The organism is Mycoplana dimorpha (assembly GCF_003046475.1).
GTDB classification, from domain to species: Bacteria; Pseudomonadota; Alphaproteobacteria; order Rhizobiales; family Rhizobiaceae; genus Mycoplana; species Mycoplana dimorpha.
In genome coordinates, this window is record NZ_PZZZ01000004.1 from 135,030 (window position 1) to 154,690 (window position 19,661).

The following is a 19,661-nucleotide window of genomic DNA, read 5'->3' on the forward strand; positions in this document are numbered from 1 at the left end:
AGTCCTGCAATGAGCCAAGCAACGAAATTTGGCGTTCCGCTATCTGGTCCGTGCACGCCGGCCGCGATGGCCGCCCGAATGGACGACAGCCTCATGGCGCTGCTGAGCGCGCATTCTGGTGCATCTCGGCCGTCCTATGCTGTGGCCGGGACGGTCTGGCTGGACACTGCAACGGTCGGCCAACACAAGTACTATTGCTACGACGGCACGAGCGACCGGCTGCTCTACACCCTCGATACTGCCACCGGCGCCATCACCTTCGGCATCACTGATGGCTGGTCTACGCAGCCCATCGGCGTCCCGATCCCGCTGCTCGACAATCTGGCCGGTGTCGCCGCTCCACCGAAGGACAAGGCCTATCGGTACGTCCGGCTTACAGCCGGGCTGACGGGCGCCGGCGGCTACAACGAGGGCCTGCTTACAGGCGAGACCGTCACCGGGACTGCTCCGCTGGTAGAGGCCAGCGCCGTCATCAACCTGGCAGGAAGTACGATCAACGGCCGAACGATCGACCTCGTCAACACCTCGCGCCGGTTCCTCAGAGCTGGCAGCGCTGGGGTCGCTGAGGGAGACGCGATGCAGAACATAACCGGTACCCTCGTCATGGGATCTGGCGTCCGCATTGCCGCCGGAACGGGGCCATTCCACACCACGTTTGACCCTATCTCGAACGGCGCTGGGGGCGGCAGCAATGCCGGTGACCGAGCGATCAACTTCGACCTTTCCAAAGCCGCGCGCACAGCAACCGAAACCCGCCCGAAGAACCTAGGCGTCACCTATTACATGAGGGTCCTGTGATGACCGCATACGCATTCGGAGGCGGGGTGTCCCGCGATGTCCGCACCAACGCGATCGAGATCACGGAACAGCAATATCAGGACGGCATCGAGGGTATGCTGGCTGGCAAGCTCGTCACCATCAACGGCGGCTTTGCGGTCATCGATCCGCCGAAGCCGGAGCCCAGTCCGGAGCCGGAGCCGGAGCCCATCGATCTCACCGCCTATGCCCGCGACCTGTCCTGGCGGACGCGCGGGGACGGCACCACTATCAACGGCGTGCCGGTGCGGCTCGATGACGGCAGCCTGTCGCTCATCAACGGCATGGTCGCGCTGGCCGAGCGCGACAGTGGGCGCGCGTTCCACTTCGACAGTGCGATCGGCACCGTGACGCTGACCGCCTCGCAGGCGATCGCGTTCGCGGAAGCCATCGGCGAGTGGGTGCAGCGCACCTTTGACCGTCGTGCCGACGTGCTGGCCGCCATCGGCACGGGGAATATTACCACCACTGCCCAGATCGATGCGGCCTTCGCAGACGTTACGGCGCCGTGGATAGTCGCATGATCAACGTCAAGGATCTCGGATAGGTTTGAATGACCGATAAGAGCGCTCAAAAGGGATTCGACATCGCACCGTCTCAGGCGTGGACTTGGTGACGATCCCCTTGAGCTGCTATGCCGAGCTGCTCGACCTGAAACGTCAATTGGCGGAACGAACCGTCAGTCACGGACAGTTGCTATCGCCCCTTCGCTCACGCATCGAACGCAATCCCGAGGTTGCGGTATTCTGGCTCAGAACTTTGGCCTGGAAAGCATGGAGCACCTGCTGCGGCGTTGTAGGCGACGATTTGGAGCGCCCAGGACGCCATCCCAGAGTGCAGCTTACAGGTACTGGAACAAGCTTCGTGAAGAGGCTTCGGACGAGGCATAGAGGCAGGGTCTCAAACGCCCATTCATGGAGATTTAAATGCCCCTCGAAGCACCTTCAAGCCTGCCTCAAAGAAGCATGGTATGCGATGAGGCGACGGTAACGATCCCCCATGCCGAGTATCTCGACCTTCGTGAGGATCGGCTATGTCTGGAGGCGTGGAAGGCATGCGGGGTTCTGAATGAGGACAATAGCCTTGGCCTCTTCGCCCATGACGCGGAAGTTGCAATATTCATTGCTGTGCGGCGAGGCTTAATGACTGCGCGAGAGGTCGTCGCGGATATCGAGCGGCGATTTGGCGAGGAACGGAAGCCGCCTGTCGGTGAAATAAAGAGGTTCTGGCTGCGCTTTCAGAAATGCCTCATCCAGAACAGCAATGAAGCCCCGAAGAAGCCGCTACAGCCGGACTGATCAAAAAACGGTTTTTCCAGTTGCGTGTGTCAAAATTCCGATTTCGCGCGACAAGCTACAGCCACCGGCGCACAGATTGGGCGCGGCCAAGGGCGGGTCAGCGCGTTGATCTGCAGAGCATTGGCGGAGGGAAAGGACTCTTCGACAAACTCGCTCGAAGTATGCCCCACATCGCGCTAGCACGCCTTCGTATTCGTAGGTGAATCTTCACTTTCGAGGAACTTCTCTTTTCAAGACGAGACGCGGCAAGCCTTCGGTTTTGTGGCTCCCGCCAGTATTACCTTGATAGTGTTTTCCGGCCACGCCTTCGTCGTGTCGCATTCCAACTTGCCAGGACGAAAGGACACGAAAATGAAGGCAACATGCATGAACCAACTTGAACTGGCCGTGCGCTGGGGGATCAGCCATCGCACACTTGAGCGGTGGCGTTGGACCGGTGAAGGGCCGAAGTTCCTCAAGGTGGGCGGCCGGGTGGTCTATCGCCTATCCGATGTCGAGGAATACGAGCAGTCGATTGTCCGCTCCAGCACCTCCGACCCTGGCCAGGCTCAGCAAGCGGGCGTCTGACCATAGCGCCGAGATGGCGGTTGGCCGAGGCGCAGCCGCCATTCCGCCCTCTCCCTTGCTTGCAGACCCTACCAATTTCGGTTGAAGCCGCACAGCTTCTCAGATAGCTTGATCGAAAATCTAGAAACTGGGTGCGCCTAGTTTCAGGACGGATCATGTCACTGGGAGTGCATGGTGGGAACAGAGAAGGCTGATCTTCGGTGGGGCGTCGAGCGTCGGCTCGAATTCATCGAGTTCCGCCTGTTTTGGGAGGGGCATGTGAATCGGGGCGATTTGATGGATGCGTTCGGTGTGTCGGTGAACCAGGCGTCCACCGACCTGAACCGCTACATCGGAATGGCTCCGGACAACATGGTCTACGACAAGAGCGCCCGGACCTACATCAGAGGCAGCGAGTTCGGTCCCCTGTTTTTGAAGCCGGATGCCAGCCGTTACCTTTCTCAGCTGCGTTCCGTCGCCGATGGCATCCTCGACCGCGCGGACGCCTGGATTGGCCAGTTCCCTGCCTACGACGCCGCACCGACCCCCGTGCGGGGAGTCAATGCAAAGACCCTGCGGTCAGTGGTCGCCGCAATCCGGCGATCAGAGGCGATCGAGGTCAAGTATCAGTCGCTGTCCCGGCCGGAGCCGCGCTGGCTCTGGATTGCGCCACACGCGATCGGGTTCGACGGTTTCCGCTGGCACACACGGGCCTTCTGTCTCACCGATCAGAGCTTCAAGGATTTCCTGCTCTCGCGGATCATCGAGACCCGCGGCACCAAATCGAGCGAGGTAGATGCCGATGGCGACGCGGACTGGAACGAGCAGGTGACATTGGAGATCGGACCGCACCCAGAGCTGTCCGACACGCAGCAGAAAGTCATTGCCCTCGATTACGGGATGCGAGGCGGACGGGCCAAGATTCCCGTGCGCAAGGCGCTTGTCTATTACGCGCTCAAGCGGCTGGGGCTGGACACCGACCCCACAGCGCGGCGCCCCCAAGACCAGCAAATCGTGCTGCTTAACGCGGCCGAGCTCAGCATCAAGACTCAGGCCAGATCCGCCGGGTCTCGGATGGAGGGCTGAGATGATCGAGAAGCTGGATCAACTGGTCGAGGATATCGCGGGCCTGAACAGCAAGCTGATCCTGCTGATCGGGCCGCCACGATCAGGGAAAAGCAATCTCCTTGGGAAGTTGGCCGAGCGGCGGCAGGCGCGCGTCTTGAGCGTTGGCGCTGCCCTCGGTCGTGAACTGCTCACGGTGCCTGGCACCCGAAGACACCTACAGGCGGCTGATCGACTGAAAGAGCTCGCGGATGGATGTGCCAGTCAGGGGCTCTTGCTCCTTGATAACATCGAACTCCTGTTCGATCGGACACTTCAACTCAGCCCGCTAGATCTACTGAAGCGGCATGCTCACGCACGTCGCGTCGTTGCAGTGTGGCCAGGAGAGCTGCAGGAAGGCCGGCTTTCCTATGCCACGACAGGACATCCAGAACATCAGGACTACGGCATCGACGGCCTGGTCCCGTTCAAAATTCATTGAAGGGGGAACTCGGGATGCCGATGCATTATGGCGATCTCATTCAGTTTGAACCGATCGAGTCGGTCATTCAGCTTCTGGACGCCAATCGTCCGGATGAGGCCAAGAAGCTTGTTTCGACCTACGTCATTTCCGACGACATGGCCGAGCGGATCGCCAAGCAAATGATCCCCCAGCTCTCGTTCGACGAGGCTGTAGACCACAAGGGCGTGCTGGTTGCGCCCCTTCGTCGTGCGCACGGAGAAGCGCGTCGCGATCGATGCCGAGGGTAAGCCGCTCTTCAAACCGCGCATGACCCGCCTCCATCCGGTGGCATGGCAGGACCGCCACGCGAGCCAGCAGAAGCTCTACGAGGCCGTCACGGACTATGTCCGCCACGGCTACAACCAGGCCATGGCCGCGAAGCAGCGGCACATCGGATTCCTGATGATCCTGATGCAACGGCTCGTCACATCCAGCACTGCCGCCATTCGGGCCACCCTCGAAAAACGCCAAGCTTTGCTGGACCAGCCGCAGCTTCAACCGTCCTTGTTCGAGACAGCCGACGTTGACGAGTGGGCTGAGCTGGACGGGCAGACCCAGGTGGATCTCGCCATCCAGACCAAGGGCTGGGAGATGGAAAAGGCCGAGGTGGACACGCTGCTCGACCTGGCCCGCGCCACCGAGGCGCAGGGGACGGACGCCAAGGCTGAGGCGCTCCTGGAGCTGATCTACAAGCTTCAGCAGGAGGAGAATGATCCTGAGCTGAAGGTGCTGGTCTTCACCGAGTTCGTGCCCACGCAGGCAATGCTTGCGGACTTCCTCGAAAGCCGTGGCTTCTCGGTCGCCACTTTGAACGGTAGCATGGATCTCGAAGCTCGCACTCGGGCGCAGCAATCATTCTCCCGAGATATTCGCATTCTGATCTCGACAGACGCTGGTGGCGAGGGTTTGAACCTCCAGTTCTGCCACGTCATCGTGAACTTCGACATGCCGTGGAACCCTATGCGAGTCGAACAGCGCATCGGCCGCGTCGACCGTATCGGGCAGCCGCACGTCGTGCGCGCGATCAACTTCGTCCTAGAGGACACGGTCGAGCATCGCGTGCGCGAGGTTCTGGAAACGAAGCTCGCGGTCATCGCCGAAGAGTTCGGCGTGGACAAAGCCGCCGACGTAATGGACTCGGTCGAAGCAGAACCGCTGTTCGATGAGCTCTTCGTCCAAGGGCTTAAGAACCCAGACGCCATCGAAAGCGAATGCGACGCGGTTGTGTCGCAGCTTAGGTCGACCATCGCCGAAAGCCGCAAGAGCAGCGAGCTCTTGTCGGATGGGCATCAGCTTGATGCAGACGATGCCCGCAAATGGAGAGACCACCCGGCGCAGTTCTGGCTGGAACGGGCAATCACGACCGGACTGCCCGCGCGCGGCGGGGATGCCGTTAGGGAAGCCGATGTTTGGCGGGTGCGTTGGGTGGACGGCAGCGAGTCGGCCAAGGTCTGCTTCGACGCGAGGACGGCCGAGGAGCGGCCCGATGTGGAATGGGTAACGCTTGAAGATCCCCGGGCTCGGGCAGTGATCAGCGATCTGCCGCGCTGCGTTTCGGGTCAACCGCTTCCTACCGTCCGGATTGCCGGCCTTCCGGAGAGTGTCCGGGGCGTATGGTCGCTGTGGGAGATTAGCCTGTCTGCCGATGATTTCAGCCGACGGCGCTTCCTGTCCGTCTTCGTGAACGACGAAGGGCGAGCCTTCCTGCCGACAGCAAAGCGGATCTGGGATCTTCTTCTGACGGAACGGGTCGAGAGTGTCGGAGCTGTCGCCGCCGCAGATGCAAACGGCTGCTTTGACCGCGCTAAGAATGCCGCTCTCACCCAAGGCGAACGCATCTTCGCGGAGATGGTGGAGGAGCACAGGGCCCTTATCCAGGAAGAGCGCGAACGCGCCAAGTACGCCTACGATGTCAGTGCTGGCACCGTTGTCTCGGGCGCATCGCAGAAGATTTCAACTCCGCGGTCGGCAAAGTCGACAAGGTCCGCACGGGGCTCCAGCCAAAGGCGGTTGAGTACCGTCCTGGTCTTTTTCTTCGCTGCTGGTCCGGAGTGTGATGACGCTAGAACCTCGTCGAGGTCATCGAGAGTGCTCCTACCAGCTCGAATGCGGAGGGCAAGCAAAGCCCAGTCCAGTTGGATGAAGCGGTCGAAACCTATTTGCGGCGACGAGGAGTTCATGATGCTGGTCTTTTTATGTTTATCTTGATGAAGGGAACGATGAGTTCCTCAACGGAAATCCCCCCGTGCGCGACGATTTGATCTCCCTTTGGAACGAAGGCTCCCCGCGTGCCGGCGTATACCGGCAAGAAGTCTGGCGGTAGTCCAGAACTATTGAACCTAAACGCATCGATTTCCGACGGCACAGATGCTGCCAGCGGTTCACTGCGATAGGTACGAACCCTTTCGCCTCTCAGCTCTGACACGACACCTTGGCTGAGACGGCCAATGCCTTCTGCGTCGACATTGCCGTGGTCCGCGGTGAGGTAGATTTGATACCCTTGCTCTGTGAGGAGCAAGAACAGCTTCTCGACGAAACCAGTTTCACACCACGTATTGATTTGCCCGGCGATACCTCGCTTTCCAAGCATCGCCCCGTGAACGATTTCATCGACCATATCGACGACTATGCCGGCAACCCTTGTTGCCGGCTTGGAGATGGCATCCTCCAGCTCAGCCAGCTGCTCCGTCCGCTTCAGGCCTTTCTGATAAACGATCTCTGGCTTGCGAAGGCCGTTCTCCTGCCAGAAGCGTGCCCAGAGAGACGGCTCCTGCGATGTAGTTTCGATCGAGTTCGAGAACTCACGGGGCTTTAGACCTGAAAAAAGAGCTTGTCGTGAGACGGAAGTGAGGGTGGGCAGCCATGCGAAGCACCCACCTTCTTCCGCTGAAAAGCCAGGTAGACGAGCCGCCAGGTGCTCTCGGATTTGGAACCACTGATCCAGTGCCAAGCCGTCGAACACAAGGAGCGCCACCCGTTCCTCGACTACATTTCGGCGCAGCGCCAGGTATCGCGGCACGTGATGAACCATCACTGGCCCTTTCGCCGCCGGGAGGGAGGGCAGATCCGCGTAATGCTGAACTAGCCAGCCCCTCAACCGCTCGTCAGCGTCGCGCTGCAGCTTGCAAAGTTGCTGCTGGATCGGCTCGGCGATCTCTGTGCTGAGACTATTGAAGCGCGAGATGACTTCGCCGAGCCGGCGGGCCAGTTCGACCCAGTCGCGATGCGTCGCGTTGGCATCAGGTAGGTCAGCGGCAATCCTCCTTACACCTTCGGATACAAGGTTACCGAGCGCATGGGGATCCTCAACCAGCCCCACCTTGACCCACTCCGGCAAGTCAGTCGGAGAGCCATGCGCCTGGACAGGCTGAAGAGCCCCTTCGAGGAACATCGTATCGACGATGACCCTGACGTCGGGATGCTCAAAAGGTACTGAAACCTCCGGCAATACCTCTGCGGGGTCGTCCGAGGTGCGTTCGCTGTGGACATGGTCGAGGATGCCGTCGTCGGCGAAATCCGCCGCATGATCCGCGCACCCGAAGTCGCGGCGCGAACCATAAAGGCTCTTCGCGACGAGAGCTCGACCGTCGATGAGAAGGCGGTCGTCCAGGCGCTTGGCGAGTTCGATCAGCTCTGGGCGGCGCTCTATCCGGCGGAGCAGACCCGCATCGTCCAGCTGCTGGTCGAACGGGTGACCGTCGGCGAAGACGGCATCGCCGTCGATCTGCGCCATGAGGGGCTGGGCTCGGTCCTGCGGGACATGATGGCCACCCGCCAGACGGAGGCCCACGCATGACCGACTCGACGAACACCATCCGCGTCGTCATCCCCCTGACGATCCGCAAACGCAATGGGCGGACGAAGATCCTCCCGCCCGACGAGGTGACAGTCCGGGACGGCCGGTCGCAAGACCCTCATGTGCTGCGCGCCATTGCCCGCGCCTGGAGCTGGCGGCGGCAACTGGAAACGGGCGCCGCTTCCACGATCCAGGACATCGCTGCGGCCGAGAAGGTCTCCGACCGGTTCGTCAGCCGAATGATGCGGCTCGCCTATCTGTCGCCCGAGGTGCTCGATCACCTCGTCATCAGGCGCGTGCCGCCGGCGCTTTCGCTGAACGACCTCGTTGCGGTTGCCGAACGGCCGTGGGCGGAGCAGATGGAACTCGTTACCGGATCATCGTTGGATTAAAGCAGCTTAGGTGCCATCATGCTTTCGGGGGTACGATCGCAGCAGGTTCGCTTTGCTCTGTTTGGGTCGCGCGGACAAGCAACAGAGAGTTTGGGTCGGCGCTCAGGAGGCCCGTAGTCTTGGACATCGATACCTTCTTCGCTAATGTCAGAAAGCTGGCTACCTTCGCCAACGAGGCCAATGCTGCCATTCATGAAATGATAGAAAGTCCAGGCCGGTACGCCTCGATTGTCAATCCGTCTGTACAATTCAGGGAAACCCTTCTTTCCGGCGAAGAAGAGAATGATCTCAGCTGTTATCTGGCGATCGGCTTTTTCGCAGGCCGGTTACGTCGAGCACGTCTCGCCAGCTTCGCAATGACGTTCGATGTGCAGCACGAGGCCACTCGCCTGAGACTGCGGGCGCAATGTGAGCCCTATAGCCAGACACAGCTGCTCTTTCAGAATGTGCCGTCGCTGTTCGAGCGCATCCGTCGCAAGAAAGGCGGTAGCCAGGACTATGAACTCATTGATCTGGGGGCGGTCCGATCTGTGTCAGGAAGCGAGGTTTATCAAGCTGGAAACGGCTTCACAAAGCTCTGTCCGTTCCTCAGTCCAGGCATTGTCAACTGGGTACAGAAGCAGTGGCCTTCGGCGCCAACCTATGTTCGGCTCGACGCCAATGCCTACTTCGGCGACCAACCAGTTCAGTTGCTGACTGAAGCCACATTAGTACCCGCAAACCCGCGATGGCTGCCTGATTTCAGCCTTCGCAAGGGGATGAAGGACTTTGCCGCCTACGAGCTTCAGAACCGGCCAGTTTCAGAAGGACATGCCGAATATTGGGACTATCATGTTCGACATCTGCGCCGGCTGGAAGTCCACGTTCAGCGCCGCGAGGACAACTATCTCTCGATGCTGATAGAGGAACTGCCCAGGGCCGACGATCCGAATGGACTGATGGTCGGACGCTGTATTCATCTCGACACCCACGATCCGGCGTTCACGCCTCTCGGTGAGGTTGAGATGCAGCACCTCGATTTGGCTATCAACGTATACGCCGGAGAAGACCGGCAGAAACGTTTTGGGCAGAGCCTTCAGCATGGCAAAGTGCAGGACGCTACGTTTCGAACGCACCTTCTTCGCATTGAGGGGATACCCTTTGTATCGGTTTTCGCCTTCTGCGAAATGTTTCTGGAGTCGAAAATCCTTCTCAGCGAATGGCTGAACGAGCTGGTGGCACCTTGAGCACCGGGTTGGGCGGGCGAGGCATGGCTTTGTAGATCGAAGGTGATCCGTGTAGTCGCGATCAGGCCACGTCTGCCACTGCGATCCCCAGTATCGGCAAGTGGTCCGTTGCGTGGCCTTTCGCCTCAAAACGCCTACCGCGTGTTCCCCGGCGGCCACGCCAACCGGAAGAACGCCCGCTGAATGCATTGTCGAGCGAACTGCGAAACCCGTTGGAAACGCTGGCGTTCACGAAGCCGAACCGGGCCGGACGAGGTTCGGTCGGTTAGAGACGGAGGGCTGTTCAGAGACAGAAATTCGGCGCGGGGCCAGTCTCCGAGGTTCGGGCGTCTCCGCTAAACGCCTTCGAAACAAAAAGGAAAAGGCCCCCAACGGGAGCCTCATCTCGGGTTCGCTACAAGATAATGGCGGAAGAGGTGGGATTCGAACCCACGGTACGGTTGCCCGCACGCCGGTTTTCAAGACCGGTTCCTTAAACCACTCGGACACTCTTCCATAACGCCGAAACCGGTCGGAATTGCGCGACCAGCCCGTCGGCGCTTTATAGCTGTTCGCGACCTGGCGTCAACACGACAGCGGGCTGCGTTGGTCTCTCAAATAGTGCACTGCACCGCCCGTCACTCCCGATCGTTCGCAAATATTATCCACTTGCGGAACACATGTGGAACAGATAGTGTCCGTTCTGGATTTGTTTCACGATTCTGGATGGCGCGCCATGCTGACCCGCAAGCAACAGGAACTGCTTCTATTCATCCATGAACGGATGAAGGAGACCGGCATTCCGCCCTCCTTTGACGAGATGAAGGACGCGCTCGACCTGGCGTCGAAATCCGGCATCCACCGTCTCATAACGGCACTCGAGGAACGCGGCTTCATTCGCCGTCTGCCGAACCGGGCCCGTGCGCTCGAGGTCATCAAGCTGCCGGAGGCCTATTCGCCGAGCCTCAAGGGGCGGCGCGGTTTCTCGCCTTCTGTGATCGAGGGCAGCCTCGGCAAGCCCACCCCTGCCCCCGCCGCAGCGACCCGGGCCGCCTCCGGGGCCGACGGCTCGGTGAACGTTCCCGTGATGGGCCGCATCGCCGCCGGTGTGCCCATCTCGGCCATCCAGAACAACACCCACGACATTTCCGTACCCATGGAGATCCTGGGCAGCGGTGAACACTATGCGCTGGAAGTTAAGGGTGATTCGATGATCGAGGCCGGCATTCTGGACGGCGACACGGTGATCATCCGCAACGGCAATACCGCCAACCCCGGCGACATCGTCGTCGCCCTGGTCGACGACGAGGAGGCGACGCTGAAGCGCTTTAGGCGCAAGGGCGCCTCGATCGCGCTGGAGGCGGCCAACCCGGCCTATGAGACCCGCATCTTCGGCCCCGACCGGGTCAAGGTGCAGGGCAAGCTGGTTGGCCTCATTCGGCGTTATCAATGATTTCCGGGAACTGTGGATCGGCGAAGCTGTCGGTGCGCCAGTCGTAGAGCCGATGGCGCGCCCATGGCCGGTCCAGCGTGTCGACAGCCTTGGTGATTCTGTAGCCGGTCCCATCCGGTGGTCCGTCTGCCTTTCCTGGCGCGATCTCCAGCGCTCCGGTGCGGCGCAGGGTGGCGGCCGTGATCAGTCTCGCACCCGAGCGGCAGGAATTTCGGTTGATGAACTGCGGCGCAACGACGAAGTCGGCGCTGTCGCAGGCGATCCCCAGATAAGCCGGGTCATCGAGTGTGACGACGCGCCAGCCCGCCGATGTGACCGCCGCGCACCATTGTTTGCGACGGCAGACGAAGCGCTTTTCCCCGGCCGATGCCGACAAGGCGGCTTGGAGTTCGCCAGGTTCCTGCGCAGTGAAGGCCAGCGATGCCGCCGGGGCGCCGGTTGGAGGCCTCGGTTCTCCCGTGCGCGACAATTGGATTCGACGCTGCGGTGTGTCGGACTGGGACTCGCTGGTTTCAGCCGCTGGCGCCTTCCGGACGCGTCGGTCGTCGTTTGCTTCGAGGAATACCGGCGGCCGGTGCACGTCGACCCGCAGCGCACGCCGCCATTGGTCGTAGAGGAAATCGGGCGGCCGGGTGCGGTTGCTGGCGGCCTGCCCGTCTGCGAGCATGGCGACGAAGCGGCCGTCTTCGGAGATGAGCAGCTGCGGTGATGTCGCCGGCTGGGCGAGATAGGAGAGCGCCGCCCCGCCGACGATTGGCAGCAGGGCAATCAGCGCGAGGCGTGTGCGAAACAGGCAGGCGAGCCCGCCGCCCACCGCAATGAACGCAAAGGCGATTGGCGGCAGCCGTCCGGTCGTCACCTCCCCGCCCCAGCCCGACACCCAGGTGGCCATTTCGATCATCCAGCTGATCGCCCGCCCCATGACAGCCAGCGGCAGGCCGTCGAGGCCGAGCGGCATCAGCAGCATCGCGATGACGGCCATCGGCATGACGAGGATGGAGATGATCGGCATCGCCAGCAGGTTGCCGGCAAGGCCATAGGCCGGAATTCGGTGAAAATGCCCGATCGAGTAGACGAGCGTCGCCACGCCGCCGATCAATGATGAAAGAAGCAGGCCGCCGAGGAAGCTGGAAAAAGCGCCGAAGAGCCGCCGGCCGCCGATTGCGGCGGGTCGTCGCGAAACCGGCCTGTCGCGCCAGATCGCGTAGCCGGCGACAAGTCCCAACGTGGCAGCGTAGGACATCTGGAAGCCAGGGCCGGTCACGGTCGAGGGGGTGACTGCCAGGATGACGATCGCCGACAAGGCGATATTGCGCCTGCTGATGGCCGCACGGTCGAACAGGACGGCGATCAGCATCACGACGATCATCAGCCAGGATCGGATCGCCGAGACCGCGCCGCCGGAGATCAGGATATACAGCGTGACCGTGATCAGGCCGCCGACTGCGGCGATTTTCTTGACGGGAAAGCGTTCGGCGACACCCGGCACGATCGATAGGAGAAGACGCGCACCGACGAGAAGGGTTCCGGCGGCGAGCACCATGTTCAGGCCGGAGATCGCCAGAATGTGCGCGAGGCCCGCCTGCCGGAGCGCCTCCATCGTGCCGGGACTTATGCCGCGCTGTTCGCCGGTTATGAGGGCCGCGGCGATAGCACCGGCGTCGCCGCCGATTCGGGCGCGGATGTGCTCGGTGAGCGCGGCACGCCAGCCGGCAATAATCCTTGCAACCACGGCCGGCCAAGCCTGGCCCGCACCGGCGTCATCCAGTTCCCGCCTCGTCGGCGCGCCGTAAAAGAACCCGATCGCGCCGGTGCCAGCGACATAGGCATCGAAGGCGAAGTCATTGAGCCCCGGCAGCGCCGGCCCCGATGGCGGATTCAGACGGGCCCGCCCGGTGATCCCCTCGCCGATCGCAATCGGTGCATGGTCGCCGCGCGCAAGCAGGTTCACCGTTTCAGGTGGCCGTCGCAACGCAGGGTCGAGCGTCGAACGCACCTCGATCCTGTATCGTATCCGGCCCCGATCGTCGGCTTCGCGGCTCAACACGCGCCCATCGATCGTGGTGGTCACCGGGCGATCGAGCATGAGCGTCGAAAGCCTGTGGCTTTCGAATGCTGCCAGCACCATGCCGAGAACGAACAGGAACACGGCGCGCGTCGTGTAGCCCGGCAAGTCCCGCCGATGCCGCCAGACCCAGGCGCCACCGCCGCTGACCAGCACAACCGCCATCAGCGCCAGCAGCGATGGTTCGCGGTCCAGTTCGAACCACGCCCAACTGCCACACCCCATGAAGACCGGCACGAAAAGAAGTCCGATGCCGTGATCGCGTTCGCTCTGCCAAGCGGCCGATACACTTGAGCGGGCGCCGGGCCGCACGCGGACCAGCCCTTTAACGCCAGCCGCAAACGTGCCGAGCATCGGCCGGCGCACGGGGGGTGAGCCCGCAGCCGCCCCCGTTGCGCGCTCCACACGCAGGGCGGGACTGTCGAGTTTGGTGGCGCTCCCCTCCTCCATGGCGATGTCCCCGGCCGCCGATCCACGCATACTGCAACTTGTGATTACCGAATTCAATCACAAGGCGGTGAAGGGCCTTCTCCTGCCGGAGAAAGAATGCCCCCTCCACATTTGTTTTTACTCGCCCATAGGTTGCTTGCAACTGCCGTTGAAGAGTAGATATTGCCAAGCCGGGTCGCCGGATTTTGCATCGCACAATGTGGCTCTCGTCTGGGCTTGGCGGGGCGTCGCGGAAGGGCAGCAAAGCGGCACGATACGGCACAGCTGTGCCACCATACGGACAATGGAGATCGTCATGACGGGAAAAAGCGCGGATGTCACGGTTGGTGACAAGAAGGTGGAATTGCCCTTGCGAACCGGATCGATCGGTCCGTCGGTGATCGACATCGGGACCCTCTACAAGCAGACCGGCACTTTCACCTATGACCCTGGCTTCACCTCGACGGCTTCGTGCGAATCCAGGATCACCTACATCGATGGCGACGAGGGTGTCCTGCTGCACCGCGGCTATCCGATCGAGCAGCTCGCCGAACACGGCGACTTCCTCGAGGTCTGCTACCTGCTTCTCTATGGCGAGCTGCCGACCAAGGCCCAGAAGGACGATTTCGACTATCGCGTCACGCACCACACGATGGTGCACGAGCAGATGTCGCGCTTCTTCACCGGCTTCCGTCGCGACGCGCACCCGATGGCGGTGATGTGCGGCTGCGTCGGCGCGCTGTCGGCGTTCTATCACGACTCGACCGACATCACCGATCCGCACCAGCGCATGGTCGCCTCGCTGCGAATGATCGCCAAGATGCCGACGATCGCGGCCATGGCCTACAAGTACCACATCGGCCAACCCTTCGTTTATCCGAAGAACGACCTCGACTACGCCTCGAACTTCCTGCGCATGTGCTTTGCGGTTCCTTGCGAGGAATATGTCGTCAATCCGGTACTGGCGCGTGCCATGGACCGCATCTTCATCCTGCACGCCGACCATGAGCAGAACGCCTCGACGTCGACGGTGCGCCTGGCCGGCTCGTCCGGCGCCAATCCGTTCGCCTGCATCGCGGCCGGCATCGCGTGCCTGTGGGGGCCGGCACATGGCGGCGCCAACGAAGCAGCGCTCAACATGCTGGCCGAGATCGGCACGCCCGATCGCATTCCGGAATATGTCGCCCGCGCCAAGGACAAGAACGATCCGTTCCGTCTGATGGGCTTCGGCCACCGCGTCTACAAGAACTACGATCCGCGCGCCCGCATCATGCAGAAGACGACGCACGAGGTTCTCGGCGAGCTCGGCGTCAAGGACGATCCGATGCTGGAAGTGGCAATGGAACTGGAGCGCATCGCGCTGACCGACGAATACTTCATCGAGAAGAAGCTGTACCCCAACATCGACTTCTACTCCGGTATCACTCTCAAGGCGCTGGGCTTCCCTACCACCATGTTCACCGTGCTGTTCGCTCTTGCGCGCACGGTCGGCTGGATCGCCCAGTGGAACGAAATGATCGAAGATCCGGAACAGCGCATCGGCCGTCCGCGTCAGCTCTACATCGGCGAGCCGAAACGCGACTACGTTCCCGTTTCCAAGCGCTGAATCGGCAAGCGTCTCCCGAAGGACCCGAAGAGCGGTTTTCGGGAGACGTTCAGGAGAACAAGAAGAAGCCCGGTCAGATGCCGGGCTTTTTTCTTTCCAGGAGATCGACGATGACACCGGCCGCCTTGTCGCCGGGGGCGCGTTCGTCCTGCATGCGGGCGTGGACGAGATCAAATCCCTCCAGCATCGCCCGCCGCTGGATCGTGTCGTGGGACAGGCGCACCGCCCATCTGGCCAGGCTCCCCGGGCGGACCACCTCGTTGAGATATTCAGGGATCACGGCATAGTCCGCGATCAGGTTCGGCAGCGCGGCGGTCCAGGTCCTGATCTTCCGGGTCATCAGCCGGGCGATCCAGTCGAGCTTGTAGCAGGAGACCACCGGCACCCGCGCCAGCCCTAGTTCCAGCAGCACGGTCCCGGATGCCGCGATCGCGACGTCCGCGGCCTGGAAGGCGCGCCACTTGTCGTTCGGAGAGACCGTCACCTCCGGCACGACGGGCCAGTCCGCAACCATCTGTCGGACCAGGTTCTCCTGTCGCGGCACCGTGGGAAGCCGGAACGAGAACGGGACGTTGCCGGCGCATAGCTCGTCCACGACCTCTCGGTAGACCGGCAAGAGCCGCGTGATCTCACCCCGACGGGACCCCGGCAACAACAGGCAGGTGCGCGCCGTCGCCGTCCCGAGCTGGGGCGCCGGCCTGGCGATCTGGGCGTCGCGGACCGAGGCGACGTGCGGATCGCTCGCCAGCCTGTGCCCGACATAGGTGGTCGGCGGTCCCTGCAGGCGTTCCATCACCTCCGGCTCGAACGGCAACACAGCAAGCACATGATCGACATAGCTGCGCATGCGCGGCGCGCGCTCTTCCTTCCAGGCCCAGACGCTCGGGCAGACATAGTTCACGATCGGCAGATCGGGCAGATGCTGCCGGACGGCGCGGGCGACGCGATGGGTGAAATCCGGGCTGTCGATAATCACGAGGAGGTCCGGCCTGGCTGCGACGATTGCAGCCGCCGTCTGCCGGATGCGGGCGACGAGCTTAGGCAGCTTCGCCAGCACCTGCGAGAAGCCCATGATCGACAGTTCGGAATAATCGAACAGCGAGGCAAGCCCCTGCGCCTGCAGCGCCTCGCCGCCGACGCCGACCAGGACGATGCCGTCCGGCAGCCGGGGACGCAGCGCAGCGACCAGATCAGCGCCCAGAAGATCGCCGGACACTTCGCCGGCGACCAGGGCAAGCTTGAGTGGACGGCTCATCGGTATCCCTCCGATCTGCGCGGCAGGATGCCGGTAATGAACAATCCGGCGCGATCGGCCTCTTCCACCATCCGACGGCGATCGAGGACCAGCGACCGCCCTGCCTCGCTGGCGATACCCGCCAGTCCGGCAGCCTGGGCCCAGTGCACCGTGTCGACACCGATGGCGGGCAGATCGGCGCGGCTGTCCTGACCGGGCTTGCACAGTTTCACCAGAACGCCCTTGCGTCGGCTGGAAATCCGCCCCTGGCGGCGCAGCTCGGCGACACGCTCGAGCATCTGGTCGGTCCCTTCGGCCCCTTCCAGCGCGATCACCCGCCCACCAACTGCGACGGCGCCCTGCCCCACATCGAGAGAGCCGAGAGCAAGGGCAGCGGCGCAACCGGCCGCGATATCCTGCATCGCTTCCGCATCCGGGGTCACCTTGCCGATCACCCCTTCGGTCGCCAAGAGCTCCGGGGCGATCTCATCGGCTCCGACGACGCGCACGCCGTTCGCCTCGATCAGCCGGATCACCATTCTAAGCACGGCATCGTCACCGCCCATCAACAGCGTGCGCACCACCGCGGGGAGCCCCAGCAGCGTGCGCAGCGTCGGGCGAATGTCGCGCCACTCAGGCCTGCGTCGGACAGCACCCGATAGCACGGCGCGGTCGATACCCTCGCGTTCGAAGGCCCGGCTCATGGCGGCATAATCCCCGACGCCGATACGGATATGGTCGAACGCCGACCAGTCCTGATCGGCCTCATCGGTCAGCGCCAGAATGTAGGGGTTTTCCCCATGGCTGCGGGCCGCCTGCGCCACATGGAACGGCAGTAGTCCGCTGCCGGCGATGATGGCCAGCCGCTTCCCGTTGTCAGGCCGGCCGCTCGCCATGCGGGTCAGCCCTTGTTGCGGTTCGGCGAGGAGAGCGCGCGGTCGCTGTCGCTGGCGATGAAATCGAGAATGTGCATCACCGGGGCGCAATCCAGGTACTCGCCGCGGATTGCTGCAGCATTCGACCGGATCGAGCCTTCGCCCTCGAAAATCTGCTTGTAGGCGCGGCGGACCCGATGAATCGTCGGCTTGTCCATGCCGGCGCGCGACATGCCGACCACGTTCAGGCCGCCGAGGATGCCCGGGTTGCCGTTCAGCATGCCGTAGGGAATGACGTCATAGGAAACGGCGGAAAGGCCGCCGACAAAGGCCTGTCGGCCGACGCGGGTGAACTGATGGACCGCCGAACCGCCGCCGAGAATGGCGCGGTCCTCGAGCGTCACATGTCCCGCCAGCATGACGTTGTTCGACAGGATCACATTGTTGCCGACGATGCAGTCGTGGGCGATGTGCGAATAGGCAAGGAACAGGTTGCCGTCCCCGACGACCGTCTTGCCGCCGCCGTCGGTCGTACCGGTGTTCATCGTGACGCCTTCGCGAATCGTGTTGCGCTCGCCGATAGTGAGCGTCGTCTCCTCGCCGCCATGATGGATGCTCTGCGGATCGCCGCCGATCACCGCCGATGGGAAAATGCGCGTCCCACGGCCCACCGTGGTGCGGCCGGTGACCACCACATGGCTAAGCAGTTCGACATCATCCCCTAAAACGACTTTCGGCCCCACATGGCAGAAGGGGCCGATAACGACATTCTCCCCGATCACCGCCCCGTCTTCGATGACGGATAGCGGATGGATCCTGGCACTGGCTGCAATCATATTCAGGCGTCTTCCTTTTTCACGATCATGGCGCCGATATCAGCTTCGGCGACAAGTTGCCCATCAACTTTTGCATCGCAGTGAAACTTCCAGATATTGCCGCGCTGCTTCTGCTTGACGACGTGGTACTCGACCCGGTCGCCCGGCACCACCGGCTTTCGGAAGCGGGCGTTGTCGATCGTCATGAAGTAGACGAGGTTGGAACCGGAGCCGGTCTTGCGGGCGCAGATCGCCCCCGCCGTCTGAGCCATGCCCTCGATCAGCAGAACGCCCGGCATGATCGGCTGATCGGGGAAGTGGCCGGTGAACTGGGGCTCATTGACGGTGACGTTCTTGATACCGACGGCGGAGTTGTCGCCATCGATATCGACGATCTTGTCGACCAGCAGGAAAGGATAGCGATGTGGCAGAAGCGTCAGGATTTCCTTCAGTTCCGCAATGCCCAAGACCTGCCTGGTTTCCTCGCTCATTCCTTGTCACCCCTTTTGCTGTTCTTGTTGGTCCCGCGCATCGTTATTTCTGCAACGTCGCGCAGGAAGTCGCGCATGGGACGTGCAGGGATGCCGCCGTACCGTTCGCCTGCCGGAATGTCCGCCACAACGCCGCTCATCGCGGCGATCTGAACGCCGTCTCCGATGGTGATGTGGCCGTTGAGGCCAGCCGCCCCGCCGATCATCACGCCGTCGCCGACGGTCGTGCTTCCCGCGATGCCAACCTTGCTGACGATGCCGCAGTGGCGGCCGATGCGGACGTTATGGCCAATCTGGACCTGGTTGTCGATCTTGGTGCCCTCGCCGATCACCGTATCGTCCATCGTGCCGCGATCGATCGTGGTGTTTGCGCCGATCTCGACGTCGTCCTGGATGATGACGCGGCCGACCTGGACAATCTTGATCATCCCGCCCTTCGGGCTCGGCCCGTATCCGAAGCCGTCCTGGCCGATGCAGGCGCCGGGGTGCAGGATCACACGGTTGCCGAGCAGCGCACACTGGACCTTGGCACCAGCGGATATGGTGCAGTCGCGCCCGATCTTTACCCCCTGCCCGAGCACGACACCCGGACCGATGCGGGTGCCTTCGCCGATCTCGACATTGGCACCGATCACAGCGGTCGGTTCGATCACCACCCCCGCCTCCAGGCGCGCGGTCGGATCGACATAGGCCAGCGGGGAAATGCCGGACAACTCGGAGGTCGTCAGCGCCGGGCGCATGGCAGACGGCTGCAGGATCTCCCCGGCAAGCGCGAAGGCCATATGGGCCCGCGACGTCTGCAACACGGCGATGTGCGGCGGAACGATGGCGGCGATCGCCTTGTCGCACAGGATGGCCGTCGCGCGACAGGTGTCGAGGTCTGCTCTGCTCTTCCGCGAAAGCATGTAGCAGATGTCGCCGTCCTTCGCCCGGTAGACCGGCGAAACGTTGCGAATGAGCCGCGAGGCGGCCGAACCGTCGAGCAGTTCGGCCCCGAGACGCTCCGCTAGGTCTCCCAGGCGGATGCCGTCATGCGGCGGAAAGAACCAGTTTTGCTCCATCAGCATGGACTC

General features: G+C 62.4%; 20 protein-coding genes and 1 tRNA gene. 13 read left to right on the top strand and 8 right to left on the bottom strand.

Going from position 1 to position 19,661, the window contains the following annotated elements:
- The first annotated feature begins 9 nt into the window (after positions 1 to 9).
- From C7449_RS10775 to C7449_RS10810, 8 genes are all read left to right on the top strand, one after another.
- Entirely contained in the window at positions 10 to 798 is a 789-nt protein-coding gene (locus C7449_RS10775; RefSeq protein WP_146165067.1) for a hypothetical protein, read from the top strand.
- Positions 798 to 1,340: a DUF4376 domain-containing protein gene (locus C7449_RS10780; RefSeq protein WP_108002822.1), complete on the top strand. Its 543-nt coding sequence runs from the start codon at positions 798 to 800 to the stop codon at positions 1,338 to 1,340. The genes C7449_RS10775 and C7449_RS10780 overlap by 1 nt, the downstream gene beginning before the upstream one ends.
- A gap of 402 nt (positions 1,341 to 1,742) precedes the next feature.
- A complete protein-coding gene (locus C7449_RS10785) occupies positions 1,743 to 2,114 on the top strand; it encodes a hypothetical protein (protein WP_108002823.1) in 372 nt (123 codons plus the stop codon).
- 366 nt (positions 2,115 to 2,480) lie between these two features.
- Positions 2,481 to 2,681, top strand: coding sequence for a helix-turn-helix transcriptional regulator (locus tag C7449_RS10790; RefSeq protein WP_245414354.1), 201 nt, complete (start codon positions 2,481 to 2,483; stop codon positions 2,679 to 2,681).
- Positions 2,682 to 2,855: 174 nt separating this feature from the next.
- Positions 2,856 to 3,746, top strand: a complete 891-nt coding sequence (locus tag C7449_RS10795) for a WYL domain-containing protein (RefSeq protein ID WP_170115860.1) — start codon at positions 2,856 to 2,858, stop codon at positions 3,744 to 3,746.
- A 1-nt stretch (position 3,747) separates the two neighbouring features.
- Entirely contained in the window at positions 3,748 to 4,206 is a 459-nt protein-coding gene (gene brxF, locus C7449_RS10800) for a BREX-3 system P-loop-containing protein BrxF (protein WP_108002826.1), read from the top strand.
- 14 nt (positions 4,207 to 4,220) lie between these two features.
- On the top strand, positions 4,221 to 4,475 hold the full coding sequence (locus C7449_RS10805; RefSeq protein WP_245414355.1) for a DUF6079 family protein: 255 nt from the start codon (positions 4,221 to 4,223) through the stop codon (positions 4,473 to 4,475).
- Entirely contained in the window at positions 4,420 to 6,435 is a 2,016-nt protein-coding gene (locus C7449_RS10810) for a DEAD/DEAH box helicase (RefSeq protein ID WP_245414356.1), read from the top strand. Before C7449_RS10805 ends, C7449_RS10810 begins: the two co-directional genes overlap by 56 nt.
- On the opposite strand, the gene pglZ is transcribed toward C7449_RS10810, so the two are convergent.
- Positions 6,404 to 7,675, bottom strand: coding sequence for a BREX-3 system phosphatase PglZ (gene pglZ / locus C7449_RS10820; RefSeq protein ID WP_210204719.1), 1,272 nt, complete (start codon positions 7,673 to 7,675; stop codon positions 6,404 to 6,406). The two genes, C7449_RS10810 and pglZ, sit on opposite strands and share 32 nt — an antisense overlap.
- 33 nt (positions 7,676 to 7,708) lie before the next feature.
- On the opposite strand from pglZ, the gene C7449_RS10825 reads away from it, so the two are divergent.
- The 3 genes from C7449_RS10825 (at position 7,709) to C7449_RS10835 (ending at position 9,641) form a co-directional block, all read left to right on the top strand.
- A complete protein-coding gene (locus C7449_RS10825; protein WP_210204720.1) occupies positions 7,709 to 8,023 on the top strand; it encodes a hypothetical protein in 315 nt (104 codons plus the stop codon).
- Positions 8,020 to 8,415 carry a hypothetical protein gene (locus C7449_RS10830; protein ID WP_108002827.1) on the top strand — a complete coding sequence of 132 codons (396 nt, stop codon included), beginning with the start codon at positions 8,020 to 8,022 and terminating at the stop codon, positions 8,413 to 8,415. Before C7449_RS10825 ends, C7449_RS10830 begins: the two co-directional genes overlap by 4 nt.
- 119 nt (positions 8,416 to 8,534) lie before the next feature.
- Positions 8,535 to 9,641, top strand: a complete 1,107-nt coding sequence (locus C7449_RS10835) for a hypothetical protein (protein WP_108002828.1) — start codon at positions 8,535 to 8,537, stop codon at positions 9,639 to 9,641.
- A 405-nt stretch (positions 9,642 to 10,046) separates the two neighbouring features.
- Here C7449_RS10835 and C7449_RS10840 read toward each other — a convergent pair.
- Positions 10,047 to 10,136: transfer RNA gene (locus tag C7449_RS10840), tRNA-Ser, on the bottom strand.
- Between the two features lie 220 nt (positions 10,137 to 10,356).
- Between C7449_RS10840 and lexA the strand changes: the two genes are divergently transcribed.
- Positions 10,357 to 11,073 carry a transcriptional repressor LexA gene (gene lexA, locus C7449_RS10845; protein WP_108002829.1) on the top strand — a complete coding sequence of 239 codons (717 nt, stop codon included), beginning with the start codon at positions 10,357 to 10,359 and terminating at the stop codon, positions 11,071 to 11,073.
- Here lexA and C7449_RS10850 read toward each other — a convergent pair.
- Positions 11,054 to 13,588, bottom strand: coding sequence for a ComEC/Rec2 family competence protein (locus C7449_RS10850; protein WP_245414357.1), 2,535 nt, complete (start codon positions 13,586 to 13,588; stop codon positions 11,054 to 11,056). The genes lexA and C7449_RS10850 overlap by 20 nt on opposite strands.
- 295 nt (positions 13,589 to 13,883) lie before the next feature.
- Here C7449_RS10850 and gltA point away from each other — a divergent pair, with 295 nt between their 5' ends.
- Entirely contained in the window at positions 13,884 to 15,173 is a 1,290-nt protein-coding gene (gene gltA / locus C7449_RS10855; RefSeq protein ID WP_108003187.1) for a citrate synthase, read from the top strand.
- A gap of 73 nt (positions 15,174 to 15,246) precedes the next feature.
- Here the strand turns inward: gltA and lpxB are convergent, their stop codons facing one another.
- From lpxB to lpxD, 5 genes are read right to left on the bottom strand one after another with little or no spacing between them, the layout of a single operon-like run.
- A complete protein-coding gene (gene lpxB / locus C7449_RS10860) occupies positions 15,247 to 16,428 on the bottom strand; it encodes a lipid-A-disaccharide synthase (protein WP_108002831.1) in 1,182 nt (393 codons plus the stop codon).
- Positions 16,425 to 17,303: an LpxI family protein gene (locus C7449_RS10865; RefSeq protein WP_108002832.1), complete on the bottom strand. Its 879-nt coding sequence runs from the start codon at positions 17,301 to 17,303 to the stop codon at positions 16,425 to 16,427. Before C7449_RS10865 ends, lpxB begins: the two co-directional genes overlap by 4 nt.
- A gap of 5 nt (positions 17,304 to 17,308) precedes the next feature.
- Complete coding sequence (gene lpxA, locus C7449_RS10870) at positions 17,309 to 18,124, bottom strand: acyl-ACP--UDP-N-acetylglucosamine O-acyltransferase (RefSeq protein WP_170115871.1); 816 nt, start codon at positions 18,122 to 18,124, stop codon at positions 17,309 to 17,311.
- Positions 18,121 to 18,588 carry a 3-hydroxyacyl-ACP dehydratase FabZ gene (gene fabZ, locus C7449_RS10875; protein WP_108002834.1) on the bottom strand — a complete coding sequence of 156 codons (468 nt, stop codon included), beginning with the start codon at positions 18,586 to 18,588 and terminating at the stop codon, positions 18,121 to 18,123. Before fabZ ends, lpxA begins: the two co-directional genes overlap by 4 nt.
- On the bottom strand, positions 18,585 to 19,649 hold the full coding sequence (gene lpxD, locus C7449_RS10880) for a UDP-3-O-(3-hydroxymyristoyl)glucosamine N-acyltransferase (protein ID WP_108003188.1): 1,065 nt from the start codon (positions 19,647 to 19,649) through the stop codon (positions 18,585 to 18,587). Before lpxD ends, fabZ begins: the two co-directional genes overlap by 4 nt.
- Between the last annotated feature and the right edge of the window lie 12 nt (positions 19,650 to 19,661).